Genomic DNA, 26,048 nt, shown 5'->3' on the forward strand with positions numbered 1-26,048 from the left:
CAGGTCTTAACCAACGCGAGGCCTTCGAATGGATACGATATTCGCCTTGGCCAGCGCTCAAGGCAAAGCCGGGGTGGCGGTGATCCGCCTCTCGGGGCCCATGGCGCATTCTGCAGCGGCAGATTTGACGGGTGGGGATTTACAGCCGCGCGGGATGAAGTTGCGGACCTTGCGGGCACCAGATGGGTCACGTCTGGATGATGGGCTGGTTTTGACATTTCAGGCACCAGCCAGTTTCACCGGCGAGGACGTGGCAGAGCTACAAATACATGGCAGTACAGCCGCGGTGAATGCCGTCATGCGTTGCCTGTCGGATACGAACGGTCTGCGCCTGGCAGAACCCGGAGAATTCACCCGCCGCGCGCTTGAGAATGGTAAGATGGATCTGACCCAGGTCGAGGGGTTGGCCGATCTCATAGATGCGGAAACAGAAGCGCAGCGTAAGCAGGCGCAGGTAATACTTGCAGGTGGACTAGGAACGCTTGCGGAAAGATGGCGTCGCGATTTGATCAGAGCGGCCTCATTGTTGGAGGCCGTGATCGATTTTGCCGACGAAGAGGTTCCAACAGACGTAACTCCTGAGGTCCGCTCTTTGATCTCGTGTGTTGTAACGGACCTGCAGCATCAAGCCGAAGGTGTCCGGATTGCGGAACGCATCAGATCTGGTTTTGAAGTGGCTATAGTAGGTCTTCCTAACGCAGGTAAGTCGACTTTGCTTAACGCATTGGCAGGGCGTGAAGCGGCAATCACTTCCGAATACGCCGGAACTACCCGAGACGTCATTGAAGTAAGGATGGACTTGGATGGGCTTCCGGTTACCTTGCTGGATACAGCGGGCCTTCGCGAGACTGAGGATCACGTTGAAAATCTGGGAATCGAGCTTGCCAGGAAACGGGCGGAAACAGCTGATCTTAGAGTTTTCCTTGCCGAAGATCCTGAATCATTGGGTATCTCTATGCAAAAGGGGGATATCCATGTGTTGCCGAAATCTGATCTTCGCAGTGTATCAGATGGTGGAGTATCGGGGATAACAGGTCAGGGCGTGGATAGACTAGTATCCGATATATCGGGGGTCCTTGGTCAACGAACCACTAGTTCTGGTATTGCAACACGGGAACGGCATCGTGCTGCGCTGGTGAATGCTCAGACCTCCTTGATCGCTGCGATGTCGTTTCTTGAATCAGGCCCCGACATGTATGATATCGTGGCTGAGGAGTTGCGCAGTTCAATTCGGGCGCTCGAGGCGTTGGTTGGCAGAATAGGCGTGGAAGATTTGTTGGACGAGATCTTTTCTAGTTTTTGCCTGGGTAAGTAAGGAGTGTTTCACGTGAAACATTCAGATTTCGATGTTGTAGTTATTGGTGCAGGCCATGCTGGAACCGAGGCTGGTCATGCTGCGGCACGGATGGGTGCCAATACTGCACTGGTGACACTTTCTGCGTCAGATATTGGCGTCATGTCCTGCAACCCAGCTATTGGAGGACTGGGCAAAGGGCATCTTGTTCGAGAAATCGACGCGTTGGATGGCGTCATGGGCCGGGTCGCCGATGCGGCAGGAATTCAGTTTCGTTTACTGAATCGCCGAAAAGGTCCAGCGGTGCAAGGGCCCAGAACACAAGCAGACCGAGCTCTGTACCGATCTGCAATGCAGAAAGAAACACAAGCACAACCAAACCTTACCGTAGTTATTGGTGAGGTCGTGGACTTTCTGATGTCTGGCAACAAGGTTGTCGGCATAAAGCTCTCGGATGAGTCTGAAGTACGCGCGGCTGCAGTGATCTTGACCTCAGGTACGTTCCTTCGGGGAATCATTCACATAGGTGATGTTTCCAGACCCGGTGGTCGAATGGGTGACAGACCATCGGTTAAACTGGCCGAGAGACTGGATAGCTTCGAACTTCCATTAGGTCGGCTTAAGACTGGAACGCCACCGCGGCTTGATGGCCGCACCATTGATTGGTCTGATCTGGAGCGTCAGGACGGTGATGACGTTCCGACGTTATTCTCATTTTTATCCAAGACCGTCCAAGCGCCTCAGATTTCCTGCGGTATAACACATACCAACTCACGAACGCATGAGATTATCGAGCAAAACCTGTCGCGATCAGCGATGTATGGTGGCCACATTGACGGGATTGGTCCTCGGTATTGTCCATCTATAGAAGACAAGATTGTTAGGTTTGCAGACAAGGACTCTCATCAAATTTTCCTTGAGCCCGAAGGTGTGAATGACCACACAATCTATCCCAACGGAATCTCCACCTCTTTGCCCGAAGATGTTCAATTGGAATACGTTCAGTCGATTAAGGGCCTGGAAAACGCTGAGATTCTTCAACCTGGGTACGCAATTGAATATGACTACGTCGATCCGCGTGTACTGACGTCATCATTGGCACTTCCAGAGGTGCCCGGACTTTTCCTTGCCGGGCAAATCAATGGAACAACAGGTTACGAAGAAGCCGCGGCCCAAGGATTGGTTGCAGGTTTAAATGCTGCTTTGTCGGCATTTGATAAAGGTCCCGTCCATTTCACACGTTCAGACAGTTATATCGGCGTTATGATAGATGATCTGACAACTCGTGGCGTTGCTGAACCGTATCGAATGTTTACTTCTCGGGCCGAATTCCGCTTGTCTTTGCGTGCTGACAATGCTGATCAACGTTTAACACCGATTGGTTTGGATTTAGGCTGTGTGAAATCTGTTCGCAGAACCTCATTTAATGAAAAGATGGAGAAGCTTAGCTCTGCAAAGGCTAAGTTGATTGAACGCAGTTTTACGCCAAAGGAAATCCGATCTGCTGGTATTAATGTAAACCAAGACGGTAACCGCAGGGATGGTATGGCCGTTCTAGCATTCCCAGATGTTTCGTTCGAAGATTTACTTCCCTTAATTCCTGCATTGGAGGCCGTCGACCAAGACATACGCCTTCAGGTAGAGCGCGATGCCTTGTATGCGAATTATATCGAACGTCAGAAAAAAGATGTTGAGGCGATGAAGCGGGATGAGTCTTACGAAATTCCGCAGGATTTTGACTTTTTTGCTTTGGAAGGGCTGTCTTCTGAGATGAAGCAGAAACTGTCCATTGCCAGACCTGAAAATATCGCTCAGGCCGGACGCGTAGAAGGCGTAACACCCGCAGCTTTGACTTTGGTCTTAGCGAAACTTCGGCGGGACCAAAAGGTGCGAAAAGCATGATCGGGGCGATTTTCGAAGGTCTGGATGTTTCACGTGAAACATTGGAACGGCTGACGACATACGTTGACTTGGTAAATCGCTGGAATCCCAAAATAAATCTTGTCTCTCGCAACAGTCTTAATGAAATTTGGGTTCGGCACATCAAGGACTCGGTTCAGGTTTATCGGTGTGCAGATACATTCGACAACTGGGCTGACTTGGGTAGCGGAGGAGGTTTTCCAGGTATGGTCTGCGCTTTGATGGCGGTAGAAGAGAACCCAAATGCAGAGTTTACTTTTGTCGAAAGCGATCAGAGGAAATCGGCCTTTCTAAGGAATGTTGCGCGCGAATGTGGTGCCAATTGTAAGATCATATCTAAGCGAATTGAAACAGTTGGCCCATTGAATGCGCAAGTCTTGTCAGCCCGTGCACTAGCGGATCTGAAGACGCTTTTATCCTATTGTGACAGGCATTTAAGCGAGTCCGGTGTGGCGTTGTTGCCGAAAGGCGCAAACTGGAAAAAAGAATTGGACGACGCTCGGGAAGAATGGAATTTCCAAGCCGACCCGATTACAAGTTTAACAGAACCCCAAGCCGTTATCCTTAAGATCAAAGGAGTTTCACGTGGTTGACCTGTCTCGCCCCACCGGCCCCAGAATTATTGCGGTTGCCAATCAAAAAGGTGGGGTAGGGAAGACAACAACTGCGATCAACCTCGCGGCGGGACTAGCCGAAGCTGGGTGTAATGTCCTGGTTGTCGATCTGGATCCCCAAGGCAACGCCTCAACCGGGCTTGGTGTTGAAGACCGGGATTGGACAACTTACGACCTTATTCTGGACGACGCTCCGCTAGAGGCAGTTATCCAAGAGACAGAAATTGGCGGACTCTACGTCATTCCGGCCACAGTGGATCTGAGTTCGGCGGATATTGAGCTTATTTCAAATGAGAAGCGCAGCTATCTGTTGCACGACGCGTTGCGACAAACGGCGATCGACAAGTTTGAATTTGATTTTGTGCTGATCGACTGTCCACCGTCACTGAACTTGCTGACTGTGAATGCTATGGTGGCCTCGCATTCTGTCCTTGTTCCTTTGCAAAGCGAGTTCTTCGCCTTGGAAGGTTTATCACAACTGATGATGACGATCCGAGAGGTACGACAAACAGCGAATCCGGACCTCAGAATCGAAGGTGTTGTGTTGACCATGTATGATAACCGCAACAACTTGTCCCGGCAGGTCGAAAAGGACGCGCGTGACAATCTGGGTGAGATGGTATTTAAAACCAAGATACCTAGAAATGTTCGGGTGAGTGAGGCTCCGTCTTATGCGTTGCCTGTATTGCAATATGACTCCGGCTCTTTAGGGGCAATGGCATACCGTCATTTGGCACGGGAAGTCATTCATAAAAACAAAAAAGCCGCTGCATAAGCGGTAAAAGGAGGGTCACGTGGCCGCAAAGAAAGCAAAACCCCGAGGTTTGGGCCGCGGATTGTCCGCTTTGATGGCTGATGTGACGCAAGAACCCGAAGGTCGCTCTGTATCTGAACCGCGTCGTCCGGACATGACGGTACCAATCGAAAAACTGCACGCGAATCCTAATCAGCCACGCAGAACATTCTCGCGCGAGCAACTGGATGAACTCGCGGCTTCAGTCAAAGAAAAGGGCATCATTCAGCCGCTGATCGTACGCGAGATCTCTGAAGGGGACTATGAAATCGTCGCGGGCGAACGGCGATGGCGCGCTGCTCAGATGGCGCAATTGCACAATATACCGGTGATCGTCCGGGATTTCGACGACACTGAGGTTCTGGAAGTCGCTATTATCGAAAACATCCAGCGCGCCGATTTGAACGCAGTAGAAGAGGCGGCGGGCTACAAACAGCTTATGGATCGCTTTGGTCATACGCAGGAGAAACTCGCCGAAGCACTGGGTAAAAGCCGCAGTCACATAGCGAATCTTTTGAGACTTTTGTCTTTGCCAATGGACGTTCAGCATTTCGTCGTTGAGGGGAAGCTTTCTGGCGGACATGCGCGGGCTTTGGTGACGGCTGAAAACCCGACCGATCTGGCTAAAACCGTCATTCGAGATGGTCTTTCGGTGCGTGCAACTGAGGCTTTGGTAAAAAAGCAGCACCAACCCGAGGCTGAAAAATCTGCACCTCGATCACGGAATTTGGATGCGGGCAAAGACGCCGATACGCGCGCGCTTGAAAAAGACCTGTCTGCAATTCTCGCAATGAAGGTTGTCATCAATCATAAAGCCGGAACCGAGACGGGACAGGTTGTTTTGACATATGAGAATCTGGATCAGTTGGACGATCTGTGTGCCAAACTTAGCCGTTAGGCCGGGTCCAGATAAAAGTTAGCACACCGCCAAGAACGACGGCTTGAATTGCCAATACGTAGATGGGCACCGCGATCAGAACAGAAATTCCAAAGACGGCGGCGATCGACACGGTGGCCGCTCTTTTTGCGGCGGGTCGAATGGCGCCAGAGCTCTGCCAATCCTGGATTAATGGTCCAAACGTACGATGCGTGATTAGCCAGTGGTGCAGTCGTGAAGACGAGCGCGCGAAGAAGAACGCCGCCAACAGTAGGAACGGCACCGTGGGCAGAAGGGGCAGCACAATGCCGATCACGGCAAGCGCGACGCTAATCAAACCCAAAGCTGCCCAGAGATACTGCATGTTACCCCAACAATTCTCGAATGACGGCGTTTAGAACTGCGCGTCCATCTTTGGTTGCGCGAAGCCGGTTATCATGCAGTTCGATCATCCCAAGTTCGCAGAGATGTTGCAGTTTTTCTTGTGGCAGAGGTTGCTTGGACAGAGCACCAAATCGATCAATATCTAGTCCTTCGCCAATCCTAATCCCCATCATAAGGTATTCACTTGCCTGATCTTGCAGAGTTAAGGCAGCTCGCTCCTTCTCACCTGATCCCGCAGATGCTGCTTTCAGCCATGCATTCGGCGATAGGTATGTTTCGGTGGCCCATTTTGTTCCGTTTGCGGTTACTCGTCCGTGTGCTCCGGGGCCGATGCCGACATAATCGTCATAACGCCAGTAAATCAGATTGTGTTGCGACTCTGACCCCGGTCGGGCGTGGTTCGAAACCTCATAGGCGGGCAGGCCGTGGGCCTCACAAATCTCTTGCGTGGCGAGGTACATGTCAGCGGCGTGGTCATCCTCGGGCAGGCCGCGCAGTTTGCCCACCGCGTAACGGTCGCCAAAGGCGGTGCCTTCCTCGATCGTCAGTTGGTACAGTGACAGATGATCAACGGCCATCGACAGGGCTTCGGTTAGTTCCGCGCGCCAATCGTCCAACGTTTGATGCTGGCGGGCATAGATCAGGTCGAAACTGACGCGGTCAAAGCAATTCCGGGCGATATCAAAGGCGGCGCGTGCTTCGGCCACTGTGTGGATACGGCCCAGACGACGCAGATCTTCATCGTTCAGCGCTTGTACCCCCATCGAGATCCGGTTCACGCCGGCATCACGATAGGCAGCGAAGCGCCCAGCCTCGACCGAGCCGGGATTGGCCTCAAGCGTGATTTCCATGTCATTGGCGGGCCGCCAAAGGGCGCGGGCCTCATCAATCACAGCGGCGACGGTGTCGGGGTCCATCAGGGATGGGGTGCCGCCACCGAAGAAGATCGTGTTCAACACGCGATTGGGCGTTTCTGTGGCCGAGCGACGCAACTCGGTTAGATATGCCTCAAGCCATTGTTTTTGATCGATATTACGCGATACATGGCTGTTGAAATCACAATATGGGCATTTGGCCTCGCAAAAGGGCCAATGCACGTACAGGCCAAAGCCCCCGTTGCGCCAATCATCCGCCAAAGCAGCCCTTCACGAACATCTCCACCGCGCGGCCGCGATGGCTGATCTTGTTCTTTTCCCAGCGATCCATCTCGGCAAAGGTAATGTTATAGCCGTCGGGAACAAACATCGGGTCATATCCAAACCCGCCTTCGCCGCGAATGGGCCAGACCAGATGGCCGGGGGCGATGCCCTCGAACACTTCGTCATGACCGTCGGGCCAGGCCAGCACCAGCGTGCTGCGGAACTGCGCAGTACGCGGGTGGGGGGCGTTTTTGGCTTCCAACTCATTATGAGCGCGGGTCATCGCCATCAGGAAATCCCGGCCATTGCCAGTTTCGGCCCAATCGGCAGTGTAGACGCCGGGTGCGCCGTTCAGCGCGTCGATGGTGATCCCAGAATCGTCCGACAGGGCAGGCAGGCCGGTTGTTTGCGCGGCGGCATGCGCCTTGATCCGGGCGTTGCCGACGAAGGTATCCTCGGTCTCTTCCGGTTCGGGCAGGTTCATGTCGCCCGCACCGATCACGGTCACACTAAAGGGCTCAAGCAGATGCGCCATCTCCTCAAGCTTGCCTTTGTTATGAGTGGCAACCAGCAGCCTGTCGCTGTCGAACTTGCGGGTCATGCGGTCGCGGCCTTTTGCGCGGCGGCCAACTCGCCGACGCCTTTTTCGGCCAGATCCATCAGCTGATCCATCTGCGCACGACTAAAGACCGAGCCTTCGGCGCTCATCTGCACTTCGATCAGCTTGCCCGAACCGGTCATGATAAAGTTGCCGTCAACACCAGCCTCGCTGTCTTCGGGGTAGTCCAGATCCAACACGGGTTGACCGGCATAGATGCCACAAGACACGGCGGCGACCGGATCGATCAGCGGATCGCTGATCACATCGCCCGCCTTCATCAGCTTGTTCACCGCCAGACGCAACGCCACCCAACCGCCGGTGATTGAGGCGCAGCGGGTGCCGCCATCGGCCTGGATCACATCGCAGTCGACTGTGATCTGACGTTCTCCCAAGGCAACCCGGTCCACACCGGCACGCAGGGCGCGGCCGATTAGGCGTTGGATTTCCACGGTGCGGCCCCCTTGCTTGCCCGAGGCCGCCTCGCGCCGCATCCGGGTGTTGGTCGCGCGGGGCAGCATCCCGTATTCCGCCGTTACCCAACCCAGGCCCGAGCCTTTGATGAAAGGCGGCACGCGATCCTCGATTGTGGCGGTACACAGCACATGGGTGTCGCCCATCTTGATCAGGCAAGACCCTTCGGCATGTTTGGTGAAACCTGTCTCGATGGAAACAGCGCGCATTTCGTCTAGATTACGTCCTGAGGGTCGCATGGAATTTCCTTTGTTTGCTGGCTTTGGGATACCGCCCCGTGGCGTTACGATGCAACCCCGATTGACCTTTCATTTGCCTGCGATTTAATGACGATCCAGCAGGGGGCCGCCGATGAGCGAAGCAAGTAAAATTCTGAATGAGATGAACGATCGCTCGCGCGAGGTGTTTCGGTTGATCGTCGAAAGCTATTTGGAAAGTGGCGAGCCGGTGGGCAGCCGCACCCTGACCCGTACCCTGTCGGAGAAAGTCAGCGCCGCGACGGTGCGCAATGTGATGCAGGATCTGGAATTTCTGGGCCTGTTGGACAGCCCTCATGTGTCTGCGGGGCGGATTCCAACGCAGCAGGGGCTGCGAATGTTTGTCGATGGGCTGCTTGAGGTCGGCGATCTGGGCGCTGATGACCGGCAGAAGCTGGACGAGACATTAGGCTCTAACGCAGGTGATGTAGGCGGAATGCTGGACCGGGTGGGATCGGCCCTGTCACACGTGACACAAGGCGCATCACTGGTGCTGACGCCCAAGCATGAGGCCGAGATCAAGCATATCGAGTTCGTCTCGCTGGGCCATGACCGGGCTTTGGTGGTGCTGGTTTTTTCGGACGGGCACGTGGAAAACCGCCTGTTCACCCCGCCTCCAGGGCAGACGCCCAGTTCCATGCGTGAGGCGGCGAATTTCCTTAATGCGCTGATCGAGGGGCGCACGATCAGCGAAGTACGCAAGCAGATGCTGTCACAGATCGACGCGCGTAAACAGGAAATTGATGTGCTGGCGCGCGAATTGGTCGAAAGTGGAATCGCGGCCTGGGACAATGATGGCAGCGACTCAGCCCGTTTGATTGTGCGCGGGCGGGCGAATCTGCTGCATGATCCCGCACAGGAAGAGGAACTGGATCGCATTCGCACCCTGTTTGACGATCTGGAGCGTAAGCGTGACATCGCCGAATTTCTTGAATTGACTGAAGATGGCGAGGGTGTGCGCATTTTTATCGGCTCTGAGAACAAACTTTTTTCACTTTCGGGTTCCTCTTTGGTGGTGTCTCCATATATGAACGCTGATCGAAAGATAATCGGTGCGGTCGGGGTTATTGGACCTACGCGACTGAACTATGGACGGATCGTGCCGATCGTGGATTATACGGCGCAACTGGTCGGCAAGCTGATTTCCGACCGGAGCTAGAGGGTAAGAGATGGCAGAGCCCAAGAACGAAGATTTTCTGGACGATATAGCAGCCGCCGAGGCCGAAGAGCTGGCGGAAGAAATCGCAGAGTTCAGTGACGAGGCATTGGAACTGGACGAACTGCGCGCCGAGCGTGACGAGTACAAAGACCGGTTCATGCGCGCTCTGGCCGATGCCGAAAACGCGCGCAAGCGGGGCGACAAGGCGCGTCGCGATGCGGAACAATATGGTGGGTCCAAACTGGCCCGTGACATGCTGCCGGTTTACGACAACATGAAACGCGCGCTTGAGGCCGCGACCGATGAGCAGAAAGAGGTTGCTGCCGGTCTGATCGAAGGTGTTGAGCTGACCATGCGTGCGCTGACGAACGTGTTCCAGAAACACGGGATCGAGGTGATCACCCCCGAGGTTGGTGATCGATTTGATCCGAATGTGCATGAGGCGATGTTCGAAGCTCCGGTGCCGGGAACACGCGCGGGCGACATCATTCAGGTCTCAGCCGAAGGGTTCATGCTGCATGACCGCCTGCTGCGCCCGGCGCAGGTTGGGGTGTCGTCGACACCTGCGAGCTAAGCGATCACACAGACTTGGAAAGGGGCGGTCAGGATTTGGCCGCCTCTTTCAGTTTGTAGATAAGGTCCAGCGCCTCGCGCGGGGTCAACTCGTCCGGCAGGATGTCGTCCAGCATATCTGTGACGGGCGATGCTTTAGGCGCGGGCGGCGGAGGTGGCGGCGCGGCTGAGAACAGAGGCAGGTCGTCGATCAACGCCTTTTGCTTGCCGCCTTCGCGTTCGGTTTTCTCCAACTGGTCCAGAACAACGCGGGCACGGTCGACCACGGATGCGGGCAGCCCGGCCAGTTGCGCGACCTGCACGCCGTAGGATCGGTCGGCGGCGCCCTTGTGGACCTCGTGCAGGAAGATGACCTCGCCTTCCCATTCCTTGACGGCGACAGTGGCGTTGTCGACGCCTTCCAGCTTGCCGGCCAGCGCGGTCAGTTCGTGGTAATGGGTGGCAAACAGCGCACGGCATTGGTTGGCGGAATGCAGATGTTCCAGCGTGGCCCAGGCGATGGAGAGGCCGTCATAGGTGGCGGTGCCGCGCCCGATTTCATCCAGAATAACCAGCGCGCGGTCATCGGCCTGATTGAGGATGGCGGCGGTTTCGACCATCTCGACCATGAAGGTTGAACGCCCACGGGCTAGATCGTCGGAGGCTCCGACCCGGCTGAATAGCTGGCTGACCACGCCGACATGGGCCTGTTCGGCCGGGACATAGCTGCCCATTTGCGCCAGTAGGGCGATCAGGGCGTTCTGGCGCAGGAAGGTCGATTTACCGGCCATGTTGGGACCGGTCAGCAGCCAGATCGCGGCCCCCTGATCTGCGGTCAGATTGCAGTCATTGGCGATGAACGCATCGCCCGATTGCTGGCGCAGCGCGTGTTCCACGACCGGATGGCGACCGCCTTGCACGTTGAACGCGCGCGAGCTGTCGACCTGTGGACGGCACCAGTTTTCACCCCGCGCCAGATCGGCCAGCGCGGTGGTCAGGTCCAGCTCGGCCAGCCCGCGGGCCGCTTGGTTGAGGCGGGCAGCAAGGGCCAAGATATCGCCAGAAAGCCTTTGATAGAGCCGCTTTTCGATCTCAAGCGCCAGATTTCCGGCGTTCAGGATGCGGGTTTCGATCTCGGACAGTTCCACCGTGGTAAACCGCACCTGATTGGCGGTGGTTTGGCGATGGATATAGGTTTCACTGAAAGGCGGGTTCAGCATTTTCTCGGCGTGCGTAGCCGTGGTTTCGATGAAATAGCCCAGCACGTTGTTGTGCTTGATTTTCAGCGAGGTGATGCCGGTGTGCTCTGCGTATTTCTGCTGGAACCCGGCGATGACGGACCGGCCTTCGTCGCGCAGAGTGCGGGCCTCATCGAGTTCGGGGTCGAAGCCGGGGGCGATGAAGCCTCCATCGCGGGCCAGAAGGGGCGGTTCGGCGACCAAAGCCTCGTCTAGAAGGTTCAGCAGATCGTCGAACCCCACGAGGTTCTGCAACGCGGTCGAGAGCAGAACGGGCAGATCCTGCGCCTCGCAGATTTCGGCAATCGCGGCGGCCTGGGTCAGGCCGTTGCGGATGGCAGCCAGATCGCGCGGCCCGCCACGGTCCAGCGACAGGCGCGACAGGGCGCGGTCCAGATCGGGGGTTTTGCGCAGTGCCTCGCGCAGGTCCGAGGCGATCAGGTTGTCCTCAGCAGCGAAACTCACCGCATCAAGCCGGGCATGGATTATGTCCAGATTACGAGACGGACTGGACAGGCGCTGTTCCAGCAGACGTGCGCCGCCCGGCGTCACGGTGCGGTCAACCACCGACAGCAGTGACCCGGCGCGCCCGCCTGAGAGCGACCGGGTCAGTTCCAGATTGCGGCGCGTGGCGGCGTCGATCTGGACCACGCGGTCCTCGGATTCCTTCAGCGGCGTTTGCAGCAGGGGCAATTTGCCCTTTTGCGTGATCTCCAGATAGTCGATCAGCGCGCCCATGGCGGACACTTCGGCGCGGCCAAAAGACCCGAACGCATCCAAAGCGCCCACGTGAAACAACCCGCAGATACGCTTTTCTGCCGCCGTGCTGTCGAAACTGGCGCGCCCGATGGGGGTCAATGAAATCCCAAGATCGCGCACCGTCTCGTTCAACGCCTGTTCCATGCCGTCGCCCACGATTAACTCGGACGGGGCCAGCCGCGCCAGTTCGGGGCTGAGCCGCACGGATGTCAAAGGCATCACGTGAAACGCCCCGGTGGAAATGTCAGCCCATGCCAACGCGGCCTCATCCCGAACCTCGGCATATGCAGCCAGAAAGTTGTGGCGGCGGGCCTCAAGCAGCGCGTCCTCGGTCAGCGTTCCGGGTGTTACCAGACGCACAACATCGCGCCGAACCACTGATTTAGAGCCTCTTTTCTTAGCTTCAGCCGGGCTTTCCATCTGCTCGCACACGGCCACGCGAAAGCCTTTGCGGATCAGCGTCAGCAGATAACCCTCGGCCGAATGCACCGGCACGCCGCACATAGGGATGTCCTCACCATTGTGCTTGCCGCGTTTGGTCAGGGCGATGTCCAATGCCTCGGCGGCATTGACGGCGTCCTGAAAGAACATCTCGTAGAAATCGCCCATGCGGTAGAACAGCAGGGCGTCTGAATGGGCCTCTTTGATCTCAAGATATTGCGCCATCATCGGCGTGACTGTGGACAAAAGCGGCCCCCTTTTGGCGTCTTCCGGGCGTGACCTTACAAATCCCCCAACCGTGACGAAAGGTGAAAACGTATTGTCGTTGAGGCGCAGCCCCGCCTGCGTTATGACGCATAAGCCCCGAAGTCATGGAAACGACCGATAAGATGCCCAAAACGAAGATCACAAAAGAAGAGGCGCTGGCCTTTCACCTGGACCCCACCCCCGGCAAGTGGGAGGTGCAAGCCACCGTTCCCATGACCACGCAGCGCGATTTGTCTCTGGCCTATAGCCCCGGCGTCGCTGTTCCATGTGAAGCCATCGCCGAAGCGCCCGAGACTGCGTACGACTATACTAACAAGGGCAATCTGGTGGCTGTGATCTCGAACGGGACGGCGGTTCTGGGTCTTGGCAATCTGGGCGCTCTGGGGTCGAAACCGGTGATGGAGGGCAAATCCGTCCTGTTCAAACGGTTCGCCGATGTGAACTCGATCGATATTGAGCTGGACACCGAAGACCCGAATGAATTCTGCCGCGCTGTGCGCCTGATGGGGCCTACTTTCGGCGGCATCAACCTTGAGGACATCAAGGCGCCCGAGTGTTTCATCATCGAACAGCGCTTGAAGGAAGAGATGGATATCCCCGTCTTCCACGACGATCAGCACGGCACGGCAGTGATCTGCGCGGCGGGCCTGCTGAATGCACTGCATATTTCAGGCAAGAAGATCGAAGATGTTAAGATCGTGCTGAACGGTGCGGGCGCTGCAGGCATCGCTTGTATCGAACTGCTCAAATCCATGGGTGCGCGGCATGAAAACTGCATCGTCTGCGACACCAAGGGCGTGATCTATCAGGGCAGGACCGAGGGGATGAACCAGTGGAAATCCGCCCACGCGATCACCACTGACCTACGCACGCTAGAAGAGGCGATGAACGGTGCCGACGTGTTCCTGGGCGTTTCGGTCAAAGGGGCGGTGACGCAGGAAATGGTCGCCAGCATGGCCGATAATCCGGTCATCTTTGCTATGGCGAACCCTGACCCTGAGATCACGCCAGAAGAGGCGCACGAGGTCCGCGTGGATGCGATCGTCGCCACGGGCCGCAGCGATTATCCCAACCAGGTGAACAACGTTCTGGGCTTTCCCTACCTGTTTCGCGGCGCGCTGGATATCCACGCCCGCGCCATCAATGATGAGATGAAGATTGCCTGTGCCCACGCGCTGGCCAATCTTGCGCGCGAGGATGTGCCGGATGAGGTCGCCATGGCCTATGGCAAGTCGCTGACCTTCGGGCGTGACTATATCATCCCTACGCCGTTCGATCCGCGCCTGATCCACCGCATTCCTCCGGCGGTTGCAAAGGCCGGGATGGATACCGGGGCCGCGCGGCGTCCGATCATCGACATGGACGCTTACGAGCTCAGCCTGAAATCCCGCATGGATCCGACGGCCAGCATTCTGCGCGGTTTGAACGCACGGGCGCGTCAGGCGCAAAGCCGGATGATCTTTGCCGAGGGCGACGATCCGCGCGTGTTGCGCGCTGCGGTGACTTATCAGCGGTCAGGCTTTGGCAAGGCGCTGGTTGTGGGTCGCCAGGATGACGTCAAGCAAAAGCTGGAAGAGGCTGGGTTGGGCGATGCTGTGCGCGAGCTTGAGGTGGTGAATGCCGCCAATACCATGCACCTCGATACCTATACCGATTTTCTGTATAAACGCCTGCAGCGTAAAGGTTTCGACAACAAAGATGTCTACCGTCTGGCGGCGCGTGACCGCCACGTGTTTTCCTCGCTGATGCTGGCCCACGGCCATGCGGATGGTCTGGTGACTGGCGCCACGCGTAAATCAGCGCATGTACTGGACCGTATCAACCATGTGTTCGACGCTGACGCTGCCCATGGCGCGGCGGGGGTAACAGCGCTTTTGTATAAAGGGCGGATTGTGCTGATCGGCGATACTTTGGTGCATGAGTGGCCGGATGAGAATGATCTGGCCAATATCGCCGAACGCTCGGCCGCTGTGGCGCGTCATATGGGGCTTGAACCACGCGTGGCCTTCGTAAGCTTCTCGACCTTCGGGTATCCGGTATCGGAACGTGCTGAAAAGATGCATCGCGCCCCGGCCGTTCTTGACCAGCGCGGCGTGGATTTCGAGTATGAGGGCGAGATGACCGTCGATGTGGCGTTGAACGTGGATCAGCAAGCGGCTTATCCGTTCCAGCGTCTGACGGGTCCGGCCAATATCCTGATTGTGCCTGCGCGGCACTCGGCCTCGATCTCGACCAAGCTGATGCAAGAGATGGGCGGCGCGACCGTGATTGGCCCGATCCTGTCGGGTGTCGATAAGCCGATCCAGATCTGCTCGACCGTCTCGACCGCGAATGACATCCTGAACATGGCCATTCTGGCCTCTTGCGACATTTCGGGTAAACCATGACGATCTGGAACCTCGGTTCGATCAATGCGGATATGATCTATGACGTGCCGCATCTGCCCGGGCCGGGGGAAACGCTCTCGGCCAGCCGTCTGGACCGGTTTCTGGGAGGCAAGGGTGCGAATACGTCTGTGGCCTCGGCCCGGGCTGGTGCACGGATTGCGCATATCGGCGCCGTTGGTTTTGATGGGCGCTGGGCGCGGGATCGACTGACCGAGTATGGTGTTGATACGCGCTACATAGCTCAGGTCGATGTGCAAACGGGCCACGCAATCATTGCTGTGGATGCGCAGGGTGAGAACAATATCATCCTGTTTCAGGGCTCGAACCATGCGATTTCACAGGATCAACTGGGGCAAGCGCTGTCATCCGCGTCGCAAGGCGATCTGTTGGTGACGCAGAACGAAACCAATCTGCAGGTTGAGGCGGCGAAGATGGGCCGTGAAATGGGTCTGACGGTCTGTTATGCTGCTGCTCCGTTTCAGGCAGAGTCCGTTCAGGCCGTGCTGCCATATCTGGATTTCCTGATCCTCAACGCGGTCGAGGCCGAGCAGTTGCACGAGGCCACCGGTCAACCTGTTACGGACCTCCAAATTGAGCATGTGATTGTCACACTGGGGGCCGAAGGCGCGCGGTATTATCATCGCGGAGAAGCCTTAGACTTCCCGGCCCATAAGGTGCAGGCCGTGGATACAACCGGAGCAGGCGACACCTTTACCGGCTATGTTCTGGCGGGGATGGATCGCGGAATGCCGATGGCGCAGGCGATTTCACAAGCAAATCGTGCCGCGGCCCTGATGGTCACGCGGCACGGTACGGCAGATGTGATCCCCGACCTCAAAGAAGTCAGGGAAGCGCGGTTCGACTAAGACCCGGCAAAAGGTGCGTCGCCACCCCAAAGCTGTTTGACGCGGGCGTCTCGGCCACAGGCGTTGCGATAAGCCTTATAGGCATTCTTCTGACGCTTGGGTCCGAAGCGGGTGAAGACCAGCTTGTCGCCTTTGTAGTAATCCTGATGGTATTCATCCGCCGGATAGAATGCGCCTTCCTGCAGGATGGGCGTTACAACCGTCTGTCCCAAAGCGCGCTGGGCGTCGGCCTTTGCAGCCTCGGCCACGGCCTTTTCGCCGGCGCCGGAGACGAAAATCGCCGTGCGATAGCTGTTTCCACGATCGCAGAACTGACCGCCGGCATCCGTTGGATCGACCGAACGGAAAAACATGTTCAGCAGGGTTTCACGGGAAACGCGAGCCGGGTCGAACGTAATCTGGACGGCCTCGTAGTGGCCGGTGCCGCCCTTGGACACCTGATCATATGTGGGGTTGGCAGCTTTGCCGCCGGTGAAACCCGAAACCGCTTCGATCACACCGGGGACGGATTCGAAATCGGATTCGACGCACCAGAAACACCCTCCGGCAACGGTCAGGGTCTCGGTTCCTGCTGCGGGCGCGGGGGCGGCACGCAGCAAGGCCGCGATCGTAATCAAAGCAAAAAGAAGCGTCGGTTTGACGTAGTCGAGATAAGCGATGCGTGTCATGGCAGGTCTCCTTCTAATAGAAACTTGCCTTCTCTTTTTGATCCGTGCAATCGCCTGACATCGTTTGTCACGCGCTGGTGAGACGAGTTTATCCCAGCAATTGTCCCAGCTTCATCGCAACGCCCATGTTTCCCGAAATCTTGAGCTTACCCAGGGCAACACCCGTCATCGGGTTCAATTTGCCCGTTAGCAGTTTGGTCAGGTTGCTTTGCGAGATTTTGATGGTGCAGTCCGTATCCTGATCCTGTGTCGTGGCCTGATTGTCGGCCAGAACAATCACGCCATCGGAACCGCAATCGAATTTGAGAGAGCCCTCAAAGCTCTTGCCTGCGAGGTTCTTTTGAATTCCGTCCGCGATCTCTTGCAACATGATATCCTCTTTCCCTGTTCGCGAGACCGTAAAGAGCCAATGGGTTTATCCGCAAGCTTGACCAAAGGACAACTTACGTAACGGTGAAGAAGGCTCTGACCCTAGGCACAACGGCTAGTGGCGGTGGTTCAACTCTCTGAAGTTTTCCTGCCGTTCCTGGAACCCCGGATGGGTGCTGAACCAATCGGTACCGTGATCTCCGAACTCGGTCTCGAGAATATCGAAAAACTCGGACAACCCATTTGGGTCAAAGCCTGAACGGGCGGCCAGATCGACTCCGTATCGGTCAGCAGACAATTCATGCTGGCGCGAATAGGACAGGGACAGGATCAGATTGCCCTCTAGCAGAACCTCTTCAAGGATGGGGCCAGTATCTCCGGCCATCATTCCGATCAGGACAAATGTCCCAAGCGACCGATACAGCTGGGTCAAACCGTGCTGTTCAGCGACATGCCCGATTTCATGACCCAGCACACCTGCCATCGCGTCCACCGAGATCAGCTTTACCAGCTCATCGGTCACGACGATGGTTCCGTTGGGCAAGGCAAACGCGTTTGGGCCAATTCCTGGCAGGCGCCTAAATTGCAGAGTGTAGGCAAAGTCTTGCGCCTCGGGTCCCATGTTGGTCAAAAGACGGTCGAAACTGTTCTGAACCTGTTCCTGTTGGTCCGGACTCAGGGCGCTGGGTTTCGCCAGCACTTTGTCTATTGCTTGCAAGGTGCTGGCATCAATGGCCGATACAAGCGGCGGTGGCGTCATCCAGACGGCCAGTGCGACCAGCACGGTCAGGCCATATTTCCATACACCCCAGGCGGCAAACAGACAGGCGATCGAGACCAGAATAAGCCGAGGGTGAAAGCGTTCGGCATGGTGCAGCCAGGATCCACTGCTATCGGAAATCAAGTGTTCCAGCGCGGCATGTCTGGTGGTCAGAAAAAGGGTGCCATCTGGAAAATTCACCCTGCGTTCGGTCGACCCGACGCGGGGCTCGATATCCAGCTCATTCGGGGCACAGCGTGTTTGTATCTGCCCGTCTCCGTCGATCAACCAGACGGTATTGGATCCAACAGCCAGACGCGCATGGATTTCGCGTGAGCTGAGTGGTGGATAGGCGCGCCCTTCAACGGGCGCGCTGATATTATCGGGCAGCTCTTGCAACGGTCAGACCGCGATACCGATGTCAAAGCCTTCGATGTCACCATAGGCATCGCCAATGGCACTGACATTGGCCGTGACATCTCCGACGAATTCGTCCAGCGAACCCGAGGGGATAAAGGTGGTGTGATTGGCCAGATACCGCGCCCGGCGAACATGCGCCCAAGGCAACATCAGACCAAGGGTCACAGAAATGACGACCGCATTTGAAACAGAAATCCACAGCAAGCGCAGCGCGTTCACATCCGAATAGAACCTGTGGCCGTCGCCCAGAATGGCGTAGTTGTAAACCGTATTGCGTACCATGGCGCGATAGATGATCGAGGCCGGGACAAAGACCGCGAAAAGAAGCAACAAGATCAGGATAACGTCGATCGCGGCGGCGACGTCCTCGGGGTTTTCGTTGATCGAGGCCAGAGCTTCTACGAAATTCATGTTTACACCAACCACTGCAATCGCAACGACGATGGTTCCCAAACCCCAAGCCATCGCCGCCAGTGCGGCCTTGTAAAACGGCCCGATCGGGCTGTCGAAGGACATTGCAGTTGCACCAAATTTGTGACCGTTCACGTGAAACCTCTGGACGGATCGCGTGACAAATGGCCATGTCGTATAGAGCGTCAGCGCGGCGATGATCGGGTACAGGAAGTAATTGGCCGCCGCCGATCCCCATGTGCCTTGAAAGTCGAACCGAACATTCGACCAACTGGAGACACGCGCCTGAAACCGCAGTGAGCGGACAAGCAGATATGGGATCACGAAGATCAGCCCCAATATCAACACAAGGTTCACAATCGGGATTGCGCCGAGAACGGAGTAAATCACGATACCCGCAACGACGATAATCCGTCCGAACAGAATCTGAAGGCCGGTTGCGTGATAGTCAAAACTGCGTCCCGCCACATAGGTGTTTTGATAAAAGTATTTCTTGGTCCGAACCTTTGCCCACGCGCTGTAAATTCCGAACGTGATTAGCGACAACAGCAAGTTGACGATCCAGATCCCGAAATACTCGCTGGCCGAGCCTCGGAACTCGAATTCGTTTGGGGTGCCTTGTGGGTGATTTGCCTGCATTTCAGCCTCAAAAGAATGGATAGAAAAAAGGGCCAATCCCACAAGGGAACCGACCCGCTTTGTCTGAACATTCAAAAAGGCGATTGTACGGCAGAGTTGCGACCGCGAAGCCCTATTCAACCTTTTGGTGCAGCGTTGCCGCTATTTCAGGCGCTTGTCGCGTGCGGCCAGCAGTTTCAATCGCAGCGCGTTCAGCTGGATAAAGCCCGCCGCGTCTGTCTGATCATAGGCACCGGCATCTTCTTCAAACGTCACATGCGCTTCGGAATACAGCGAGTGATCCGACCAGCGGCCAACGGTCGAGGCCAGACCCTTGTACAGTTTCACGCGGACGGTGCCGGTGACATGTTCTTGCGATTTGTCGATGGCCGCTTGCAGCATCTCACGCTCGGGCGAGTACCAGAAGCCATTATAGATCAGCTCGGCATATTGCGGCATCAGCTGGTCCTTCAGGTGCATCGCGCCGCGGTCCATGGTGATGGATTCAATGCCACGGTGGGCCTCCAGCAGGATGGTGCCGCCGGGAGTTTCATAGATACCGCGCGACTTCATACCAACGAAGCGGCCTTCGACCAGGTCCAGACGGCCAATGCCGTGCTTGCCGCCATATTCGTTCAGCTTGGTCAGGATGGTTGCGGGGCTCATCGCCTCGCCATTGATGCTGACCGCGTCGCCTTTTTCAAAGCCGATTTCGATGAATTCCGGCTCGTTTGGGGCGTCCTCGGGGTGGACGGTGCGCTGGTACACATAGTCCGGCGCCATGTCGGCGGGGTCTTCCAGAACCTTGCCCTCGGACGAGGTGTGCAGCAGGTTCGCATCGACCGAGAACGGAGCCTCGCCGCGTTTGTCCTTGGCGATCGGAATCTGATGCGCTTCGGCCCATTCGATCAGACGGGTACGGCTGGTCAGATCCCATTCGCGCCAGGGCGCAATGACCTTGATATCGGGGTTCAGCGCATAGGCGGCCAGTTCGAACCGCACCTGATCGTTGCCTTTGCCGGTCGCGCCATGCGCCACGGCATCGGCCCCGGTCGCTGCCGCAATCTCAACCAGGCGCTTCGAGATCAGAGGCCGCGCAATCGACGTGCCCAGTAGATACAGCCCTTCGTATTGCGCATTGGCGCGGAACATGGGGAAGACGAAGTCGCGAACGAACTCTTCACGGATGTCTTCGATGTAGATGTTCTCGGGCTTGATCCCCAGCAGCTCGGCCTTTTGGCGGGCGGGTTCCAGTTCCTCTCCCTGACCCAGATCGGCGGTGAAGGTAACGACCTCACAGCCATACTCGGTCTGCAACCATTTCAGAATGATCGAGGTATCAAGGCCACCGGAATAGGCCAGAACAACTTTCTTGGGCGCGGACATCTGACTTCCCTTTATGCGTAGAACGACTGGCCCCTAGCGGGTTTTGAAAGCGGGGGCAAGTTATCTGCGTTGACGGGCTGCCTGATTTCGGGTGAAACATTCGCATATAAAACACGAAATGGTTGAAAGGGCAGTTTTCGGATGTTGGGTTGGAAGATTTTTGTGCACTCGGTGCGGATGGTTTTTGGAAATTTTAAGCAAGCGCTTCAGATCACGCTGGGTCCGTCATTGATTGCAACGGCGCTGACGATTGCCCTGTTTTTTCTAATCGACATCCCGTGGGACCAGTTGGACGCCAGTACCGGGGCGTTTCCTTCGACCGCAGCCAATGGTTCGTTTGCGATTTTGGTGGTCTGTGTTGCAATCATCTTTGTGCTGACGATGTTCTGGATCGCCGTGTCCTGGCACCGTTTTATCCTGCTGACCGAATATCCCAGCGGGATATTCCCGGCATTCCGGTTCGATAGAATCCTCGCCTACCTTGGGCGCATTCTATTGCTTGGACTTCTGATGGGGGTCGCGTTTCTGCCGATGAGTGTCCTTCTGTTGGCAACCGGCGGTGGCGCGTTTTCAGCCGCTGTAATGGTCGTATATGCCATCTTTCTGATAGTCGCTTTCTACCGCCTGTCCGTTATCCTGCCAGCCGCAGCGCTTGGTGAGCCGTTAAGCCTTTCGAACGCATGGGGTAGTACCTCAAGTGCAGGCGGAGCGATTATTGTGCTTTTGGTCGTGAACGCCCTGTTCCAATTTTTGGTACAGATGGTCTTTACGCTGCTGGCCATTATTCCGATCTTGGGGATTCTGCTAACGCTGCTATTCTCAATGCTGGTATTGCCGCTGATCAACGTCAGTATTCTTACAACCATGTATGGCGTCTTCATCGAAAAACGCGAACTCGATTGACGCCCGTACACATATGTATTCCTTGCTCTTTTAGTCAGGATCGGCCACTGAACGGGTCATGAGTGATTTCATGACCCGCGCCCGCGCCGCCGAACAGGCGATGCGCTCTGTTTTCCCGGCAACGCCGCTACAGCGCAATGCCCATCTGTCTGACCGATATGGCGCGGATATCTGGCTGAAACGCGAAGACCTCAGCCCGGTGCGCTCGTATAAAATTCGCGGAGCGTTCAACGCCATGCGCAAACAGCAGGGACAAGATCTGTTCGTCTGCGCCAGCGCGGGCAATCACGCACAGGGCGTGGCGTTCATGTGTAAACACTTGAACGTGCGCGGCGTGATCTTCATGCCAGTGACGACGCCGCAGCAAAAAATCCAGAAAACCCGCATTTTCGGCGGCGACAATATCGAAATCCACCTGACCGGCGACTATTTCGACGACACTCTGGCCGCAGCGCAGGCCTGGTGCGCCGATCAGGGTGGCCATTTCTTGTCGCCGTTCGACGATGAGGATGTGATCGAAGGTCAGGCCTCTCTGGCGGTTGAGATCGAGGAGCAGTTGGGCCATCTGCCTGATCACGTGATCCTGCCGGTTGGCGGGGGCGGTATGTCCTCGGGCGTGGCAACGTGGTTCGGGGATCGCACTCATTGCCTGTTTGTTGAACCCAAAGGCGGGGCCTGCCTGCATGTGGCGATGGCGGCGGGGCATCCGGTGGCGCTGGACCATGTGGACAATTTCGTCGATGGGGCGGCGGTGGGCAAGATCGGCGCGAAGCCCTTTGCGCTGCTCAAGGATCGTCACCTGTCCGACGTGCATGTCCTGTCCGAGGACCGCATCTGCACCACCATGATCGAGATGTTGAATGTCGAGGGCATCGTGCTGGAACCCGCCGGTGCGCTGGCGATCGAGGCGCTGGGCGATATCCAAAGTTTTATCCGCGGCAAGACTGTGGTCTGTGTGACATCCGGTGGGAATTTCGATTTCGAACGCCTGCCCGAGGTTAAGGAACGGGCGCAGCGCTATTCGGGTGTGAAAAAGTATTTCATCCTGCGCTTGCCGCAGCGCCCCGGCGCGTTGAAGGAATTTCTGAGTATCCTTGGCCCCGAGGATGACATCGCCCGGTTTGAATACATGAAAAAATCGGCGCGCAATTTCGGTTCGGTCCTGATCGGGATCGAAACCCGCAAGCCCGAGAATTTCGCCCGCTTGTTTGCGCATTTGGACGAAGCCGGATTCACCTATACCGACATCACCGAAGACGAAACGCTTGCGCAGTTCGTGATCTGACGGCGCATTTGTCGACCGACTTGTTTGCACTTGGAAATTCGCCTAGGCACGAGCGAGCGAACAAGACTGGAAAGTGCACAGATGAAGCCGCTTGCAGCAGTGACCATGGTATGGCGCGACTATTGGTATCTTGAGAAATGGGTCGCCTACTACTCGGCCCAGCTTGGGCCCGAGAACGTCTATATTCTGTCGCACGGAGCTGATCCTGAAATCGATCGGATCGGCGAGGGCTGCAATGTGATTGCGATTTTGCGCGATGGTTTGCACCAAACGTTTGAATATGCCCGCTGGCGAATGCTGTCGGATTTTTCAGCCATGCTGACTCAGTTCTACAGCCGAGTGATTGTTTCGGATTGTGATGAAGTGCTGCTGACCGCCGATGGATCGGGTTTGCTAGACTATGAATTCGCATTTGATGAAAACACCGCTGGCGCTGTCGGATTCAATTTGGTCACTTTGCAGGACGATGATGAAGATTTGTTGTTCAAAGGCGAAAAGTTCAGCCTTTTCGAGGTTCCCTATTCGAAACCGTGTATCGTCCAGCGCCGGGCCGCTTTTGGAACGGGCGGGCATGGTGTGACAAACGACACGTTCCGTCTGCTGCCGGGTCTGCTCAACCTGCACTTTCACTATGGAAATCTACAAGAGTTGCATCGACGCCAAGAGGAAAGATCGCCGCTTGTGGACCAGTCCATGGCGGACGGCGTCAAGATCGCCAGCACACCAGGGCAATCGGTCGGTATCGTGGGCTGGCGTCGGCGCTCACGCCGTTTCCGTCGTCTTGTAAAAGAGCTTGCACGCACACAGGAATTGCCGATGGAAGAATGCGTCGAATTGAGCCGACAAGAGGCCACCCGAACGCTAAAGACAATGGCCGACGGATATTTCACCCACGACCGGGCGCTTGAGGTAACTTTGCGGAAATTCCGTTTTCCCGAGGGCTTTCCGATCAAACTGTAAGGCTACGAGATCTTCCCCAGATCGGACTTGAATTCCGCAGCTGATGCCTCAAACACCTGAACGATACTATCGAGGTCTAAAGATTTGCTGTTCCCCTGTGCGGAATGCCTTTCACCGTCTTGGCACAGCTTTGCCAATGATTGGAATCCCAGGCTGAGTGCGCTGCCTTTCAGAAAATGCAGGTTTTGGTCAAAACTTACCCGATGGGTGTCGGCGCGAAGGCGGCCAATTACTTCTTGTACTTCATCAAGAAAAATATTCACCACTTCGTCAAACTCGCTTGCGCCGACCTCATCCCTAAGCTGTTTGACTCTGGCCCAGTCGATCATGCCGCAAGCTCCGCAATAACTGTTGTCTGCTTGCTTAGCCCGCCCAAGGTAAACGTTGGGTTAAGCGGGTTCAGTATTGCCTTTCACCGGTTGTTAAACCGCTGCGCTATAGGTTGAGCAGAATTAGGTAGGCGACCCATCGCAGAGGACTCACGTGGCAGAGGTCAGTCGCAAAGACATCAGGTCAGAGCTGGATTTTGGAGCGATCCAAAAGGTGCTTGTCGTTGATGACAGCCGCCTGCAACGACGCATTCTTGTGGCGTCTCTGAAGAAATGGGGGTTCGAAGTCTTCGAGGCCGACAATGGTGAAGCGGCCATCGAGATCTGCGCAAACACACTGCCTGATCTGGTGCTCAGCGACTGGGTCATGCCGGGGATGAGTGGGTTGGAATTTTGTCGGGCCTTCCGCGCGTTGGACTGCGACCAGTACAGCTATTTCATTCTGCTGACATCAAAAAGCGAAAAGCAGGAAGTGGCGCGGGGTCTGGATGCGGGGGCCGACGACTTCCTGATCAAACCGCTTGAGGCGGATGAACTGCGCGCGCGCATTTCGGCGGGCGCCCGCATTCTGGATATGCAGCGTGAATTGTCCGAGAAAAACCGTATGATCGAAACCGCGCTGGAAGAGTTGCGCATGGCGCATGACGCCATCGACAAGGATCTGATGCAGGCGCGCAAGATTCAGGAATCTCTGGTGCCGGAACTGACCAGGGAATTCGGCAAGTCGCGGGTCAGTTTGTTATTGAAACCTTGCGGGCATATCGGCGGCGACCTGGTCGGTATGTTTTCGCCCGGCGTGAACCGGCTGGGATTTTACAGCATTGATGTCTCGGGCCACGGTATAACCTCGGCCATGATGACGGCACGGTTGGGGGGGTATCTATCCAGCAACCACTTTGATCAAAACGTGGCGATGGAAAAGCGATTTGACAAATTCTATGCGCTGCTGCCGCCGGAACAGGTGGCCGAGATGTTGAATTCTCGACTAATGGCGGATGCAGGTGTCGAAGAATATTTCACGATGGTTTACGCGATTGTCGATTTGCGCAACGGGCATCTTAAGATGGTTCAGGCCGGTCATCCCCATCCGCTAATGCTGCGGGCCGACGGAACCACCGAGTTTCTGGGCGAAGGCGGCTTGCCAATCGGCCTGCTGCCGGATGTCAAATTCCAGCGTACTGAGACCTATATGCAGCCGGGCGACAAACTGCTGCTGTATTCTGATGGCTTTACCGAATGTAGTATTGCTGATGGCGGTTTGCTTGAGGAAGAGGGGTTGCGGGACCTGGCGCTGAACTGCGTGCCCGAGCGATGTGGGACAGAGTTTCTGGATGATATGTTCTGGCGATTGACACAGAAGATGGTGCCCAACACCGGAATGGACGACGATGTGTCGGCAGTTTTCTTTGAATACAGCGGAACCTAAAGGCCCTGTAAATGTAGCTTGGCGAAGTGACGGTCGCCCGCATTGCCCAACATCTGCGCAGCGTCCACGCAGTCCATCCATAACGCCTCGTGAAACGGCTCGGTCGGGGGGCCGATGCGGCGCACGGGTCGGGCGCGGTAGATCAGGCAGATTTTCTCGGCCCACAGGTCGTATTCGGGCATGAAGGTAAAGCGCCGAAACGCGCCCATGCGACGCGGCGCGGCGATCAGCCAGCCGGTTTCCTCGTACACTTCGCGATGCAGGGCGGTGATCGGTGATTCGCCCGGATCAATACCGCCTCCGGGCAGTTGCAGATCGGGGCCGGGCTGCAACTGGCAGGTCAGCAACAGGCTGCCGCCGCGCGGTAACAAAGCATAAACTCCGACACGTCTGATGTATTTCTGCCCCGATTGCGGGGTTTCACCGAACCGTCTGATCATGTATGGCCCCTTACAACCCGAAAACTTCGACCTATATGCTGGCGGTATGCCAAT

Annotated in this window: 25 protein-coding genes; 13 read left to right on the plus strand and 12 right to left on the minus strand. The window is 56.4% G+C overall.

Annotated elements, in window-relative coordinates; all coding sequences use genetic code 11:
- Positions 1–28 precede the first annotated feature (28 nt).
- From mnmE to ABWV79_RS13230, 5 genes are read left to right on the plus strand one after another with little or no spacing between them, the layout of a single operon-like run.
- The gene (gene mnmE / locus ABWV79_RS13210; protein ID WP_353392523.1) at positions 29–1,315 is read left to right on the plus strand and encodes a tRNA uridine-5-carboxymethylaminomethyl(34) synthesis GTPase MnmE; all 1,287 of its coding nucleotides are present in this window, start codon (positions 29–31) and stop codon (positions 1,313–1,315) included.
- Positions 1,316–1,327: 12 nt separating this feature from the next.
- Entirely contained in the window at positions 1,328–3,196 is a 1,869-nt protein-coding gene (gene mnmG / locus ABWV79_RS13215; protein WP_170355615.1) for a tRNA uridine-5-carboxymethylaminomethyl(34) synthesis enzyme MnmG, read from the plus strand.
- Positions 3,193–3,807 carry a 16S rRNA (guanine(527)-N(7))-methyltransferase RsmG gene (gene rsmG, locus ABWV79_RS13220; RefSeq protein ID WP_170355616.1) on the plus strand — a complete coding sequence of 205 codons (615 nt, stop codon included), beginning with the start codon at positions 3,193–3,195 and terminating at the stop codon, positions 3,805–3,807. The genes mnmG and rsmG overlap by 4 nt, the downstream gene beginning before the upstream one ends.
- The gene (locus ABWV79_RS13225) at positions 3,800–4,603 is read left to right on the plus strand and encodes a ParA family protein (protein ID WP_353392526.1); all 804 of its coding nucleotides are present in this window, start codon (positions 3,800–3,802) and stop codon (positions 4,601–4,603) included. Before rsmG ends, ABWV79_RS13225 begins: the two co-directional genes overlap by 8 nt.
- Positions 4,604–4,622: 19 nt before the next feature.
- Positions 4,623–5,519 (plus strand): ParB/RepB/Spo0J family partition protein, encoded by an 897-nt coding sequence (locus ABWV79_RS13230; protein ID WP_170355618.1) that lies wholly within the window; start codon positions 4,623–4,625, stop codon positions 5,517–5,519.
- Here ABWV79_RS13230 and ABWV79_RS13235 read toward each other — a convergent pair.
- Genes ABWV79_RS13235 through rph form a run of 4 tightly spaced genes read right to left on the minus strand, consistent with a single transcriptional unit; the run spans position 5,509 to position 8,332 of the window.
- A complete protein-coding gene (locus ABWV79_RS13235; protein WP_353392528.1) occupies positions 5,509–5,862 on the minus strand; it encodes a YbaN family protein in 354 nt (117 codons plus the stop codon). The genes ABWV79_RS13230 and ABWV79_RS13235 overlap by 11 nt on opposite strands.
- A 1-nt stretch (position 5,863) precedes the next feature.
- Entirely contained in the window at positions 5,864–7,018 is a 1,155-nt protein-coding gene (hemW, locus tag ABWV79_RS13240; RefSeq protein WP_353392530.1) for a radical SAM family heme chaperone HemW, read from the minus strand.
- The gene (gene rdgB, locus ABWV79_RS13245) at positions 7,008–7,622 is read right to left on the minus strand and encodes an RdgB/HAM1 family non-canonical purine NTP pyrophosphatase (RefSeq protein ID WP_353392532.1); all 615 of its coding nucleotides are present in this window, start codon (positions 7,620–7,622) and stop codon (positions 7,008–7,010) included. The genes hemW and rdgB overlap by 11 nt, the downstream gene beginning before the upstream one ends.
- Positions 7,619–8,332, minus strand: a complete 714-nt coding sequence (gene rph / locus ABWV79_RS13250; RefSeq protein WP_209195975.1) for a ribonuclease PH — start codon at positions 8,330–8,332, stop codon at positions 7,619–7,621. The genes rdgB and rph overlap by 4 nt, the downstream gene beginning before the upstream one ends.
- Positions 8,333–8,444: 112 nt before the next feature.
- Between rph and hrcA the strand changes: the two genes are divergently transcribed.
- Together hrcA and ABWV79_RS13260 are read left to right on the plus strand one after the other, a co-directional pair.
- On the plus strand, positions 8,445–9,509 hold the full coding sequence (hrcA, locus tag ABWV79_RS13255; protein WP_353392535.1) for a heat-inducible transcriptional repressor HrcA: 1,065 nt from the start codon (positions 8,445–8,447) through the stop codon (positions 9,507–9,509).
- Between the two features lie 10 nt (positions 9,510–9,519).
- Entirely contained in the window at positions 9,520–10,083 is a 564-nt protein-coding gene (locus tag ABWV79_RS13260; protein ID WP_170355624.1) for a nucleotide exchange factor GrpE, read from the plus strand.
- 28 nt (positions 10,084–10,111) lie between these two features.
- On the opposite strand, the gene mutS is transcribed toward ABWV79_RS13260, so the two are convergent.
- Positions 10,112–12,727: a DNA mismatch repair protein MutS gene (gene mutS, locus ABWV79_RS13265; RefSeq protein WP_353392890.1), complete on the minus strand. Its 2,616-nt coding sequence runs from the start codon at positions 12,725–12,727 to the stop codon at positions 10,112–10,114.
- 161 nt (positions 12,728–12,888) lie between these two features.
- Here mutS and ABWV79_RS13270 point away from each other — a divergent pair, with 161 nt between their 5' ends.
- Together ABWV79_RS13270 and ABWV79_RS13275 are read left to right on the plus strand one after the other, a co-directional pair.
- On the plus strand, positions 12,889–15,153 hold the full coding sequence (locus tag ABWV79_RS13270; protein ID WP_353392537.1) for an NADP-dependent malic enzyme: 2,265 nt from the start codon (positions 12,889–12,891) through the stop codon (positions 15,151–15,153).
- Positions 15,150–16,019: a ribokinase gene (locus ABWV79_RS13275; protein WP_353392539.1), complete on the plus strand. Its 870-nt coding sequence runs from the start codon at positions 15,150–15,152 to the stop codon at positions 16,017–16,019. The genes ABWV79_RS13270 and ABWV79_RS13275 overlap by 4 nt, the downstream gene beginning before the upstream one ends.
- On the opposite strand, the gene msrA is transcribed toward ABWV79_RS13275, so the two are convergent.
- From msrA to ABWV79_RS13300, 5 genes are all read right to left on the minus strand, one after another.
- Positions 16,016–16,687: a peptide-methionine (S)-S-oxide reductase MsrA gene (gene msrA, locus ABWV79_RS13280; protein WP_209195965.1), complete on the minus strand. Its 672-nt coding sequence runs from the start codon at positions 16,685–16,687 to the stop codon at positions 16,016–16,018. The genes ABWV79_RS13275 and msrA overlap by 4 nt on opposite strands.
- An 88-nt stretch (positions 16,688–16,775) precedes the next feature.
- Positions 16,776–17,057, minus strand: coding sequence for an SCP2 sterol-binding domain-containing protein (locus ABWV79_RS13285; protein WP_170355627.1), 282 nt, complete (start codon positions 17,055–17,057; stop codon positions 16,776–16,778).
- 114 nt (positions 17,058–17,171) lie between these two features.
- Positions 17,172–18,215 carry a M48 family metallopeptidase gene (locus tag ABWV79_RS13290; RefSeq protein ID WP_353392542.1) on the minus strand — a complete coding sequence of 348 codons (1,044 nt, stop codon included), beginning with the start codon at positions 18,213–18,215 and terminating at the stop codon, positions 17,172–17,174.
- Positions 18,216–18,218: 3 nt separating this feature from the next.
- Positions 18,219–19,286, minus strand: coding sequence for a YjgN family protein (locus ABWV79_RS13295; RefSeq protein WP_353392543.1), 1,068 nt, complete (start codon positions 19,284–19,286; stop codon positions 18,219–18,221).
- Positions 19,287–19,427: 141 nt separating this feature from the next.
- Complete coding sequence (locus tag ABWV79_RS13300; RefSeq protein ID WP_170355630.1) at positions 19,428–20,651, minus strand: argininosuccinate synthase; 1,224 nt, start codon at positions 20,649–20,651, stop codon at positions 19,428–19,430.
- 141 nt (positions 20,652–20,792) lie between these two features.
- Here ABWV79_RS13300 and ABWV79_RS13305 point away from each other — a divergent pair, with 141 nt between their 5' ends.
- From ABWV79_RS13305 to ABWV79_RS13315, 3 genes are all read left to right on the plus strand, one after another.
- A complete protein-coding gene (locus ABWV79_RS13305; RefSeq protein ID WP_170355631.1) occupies positions 20,793–21,554 on the plus strand; it encodes a hypothetical protein in 762 nt (253 codons plus the stop codon).
- A gap of 58 nt (positions 21,555–21,612) precedes the next feature.
- Complete coding sequence (gene ilvA / locus ABWV79_RS13310; RefSeq protein ID WP_353392544.1) at positions 21,613–22,839, plus strand: threonine ammonia-lyase IlvA; 1,227 nt, start codon at positions 21,613–21,615, stop codon at positions 22,837–22,839.
- Between the two features lie 81 nt (positions 22,840–22,920).
- Positions 22,921–23,799: a hypothetical protein gene (locus ABWV79_RS13315; RefSeq protein ID WP_353392545.1), complete on the plus strand. Its 879-nt coding sequence runs from the start codon at positions 22,921–22,923 to the stop codon at positions 23,797–23,799.
- Between the two features lie 2 nt (positions 23,800–23,801).
- On the opposite strand, the gene ABWV79_RS13320 is transcribed toward ABWV79_RS13315, so the two are convergent.
- Positions 23,802–24,128 (minus strand): Hpt domain-containing protein, encoded by a 327-nt coding sequence (locus ABWV79_RS13320; protein ID WP_353392546.1) that lies wholly within the window; start codon positions 24,126–24,128, stop codon positions 23,802–23,804.
- Between the two features lie 154 nt (positions 24,129–24,282).
- Here ABWV79_RS13320 and ABWV79_RS13325 point away from each other — a divergent pair, with 154 nt between their 5' ends.
- Positions 24,283–25,554: a PP2C family protein-serine/threonine phosphatase gene (locus tag ABWV79_RS13325; RefSeq protein ID WP_353392548.1), complete on the plus strand. Its 1,272-nt coding sequence runs from the start codon at positions 24,283–24,285 to the stop codon at positions 25,552–25,554.
- Here the strand turns inward: ABWV79_RS13325 and ABWV79_RS13330 are convergent.
- Positions 25,551–25,994 (minus strand): NUDIX hydrolase, encoded by a 444-nt coding sequence (locus ABWV79_RS13330; protein WP_353392549.1) that lies wholly within the window; start codon positions 25,992–25,994, stop codon positions 25,551–25,553. The two genes, ABWV79_RS13325 and ABWV79_RS13330, sit on opposite strands and share 4 nt — an antisense overlap.
- Between the last annotated feature and the right edge of the window lie 54 nt (positions 25,995–26,048).

This window comes from Ruegeria sp. HU-ET01832 (genome assembly GCF_040371315.1).
Taxonomy (GTDB): Bacteria; Pseudomonadota; Alphaproteobacteria; order Rhodobacterales; family Rhodobacteraceae; genus Ruegeria; species Ruegeria lacuscaerulensis_A.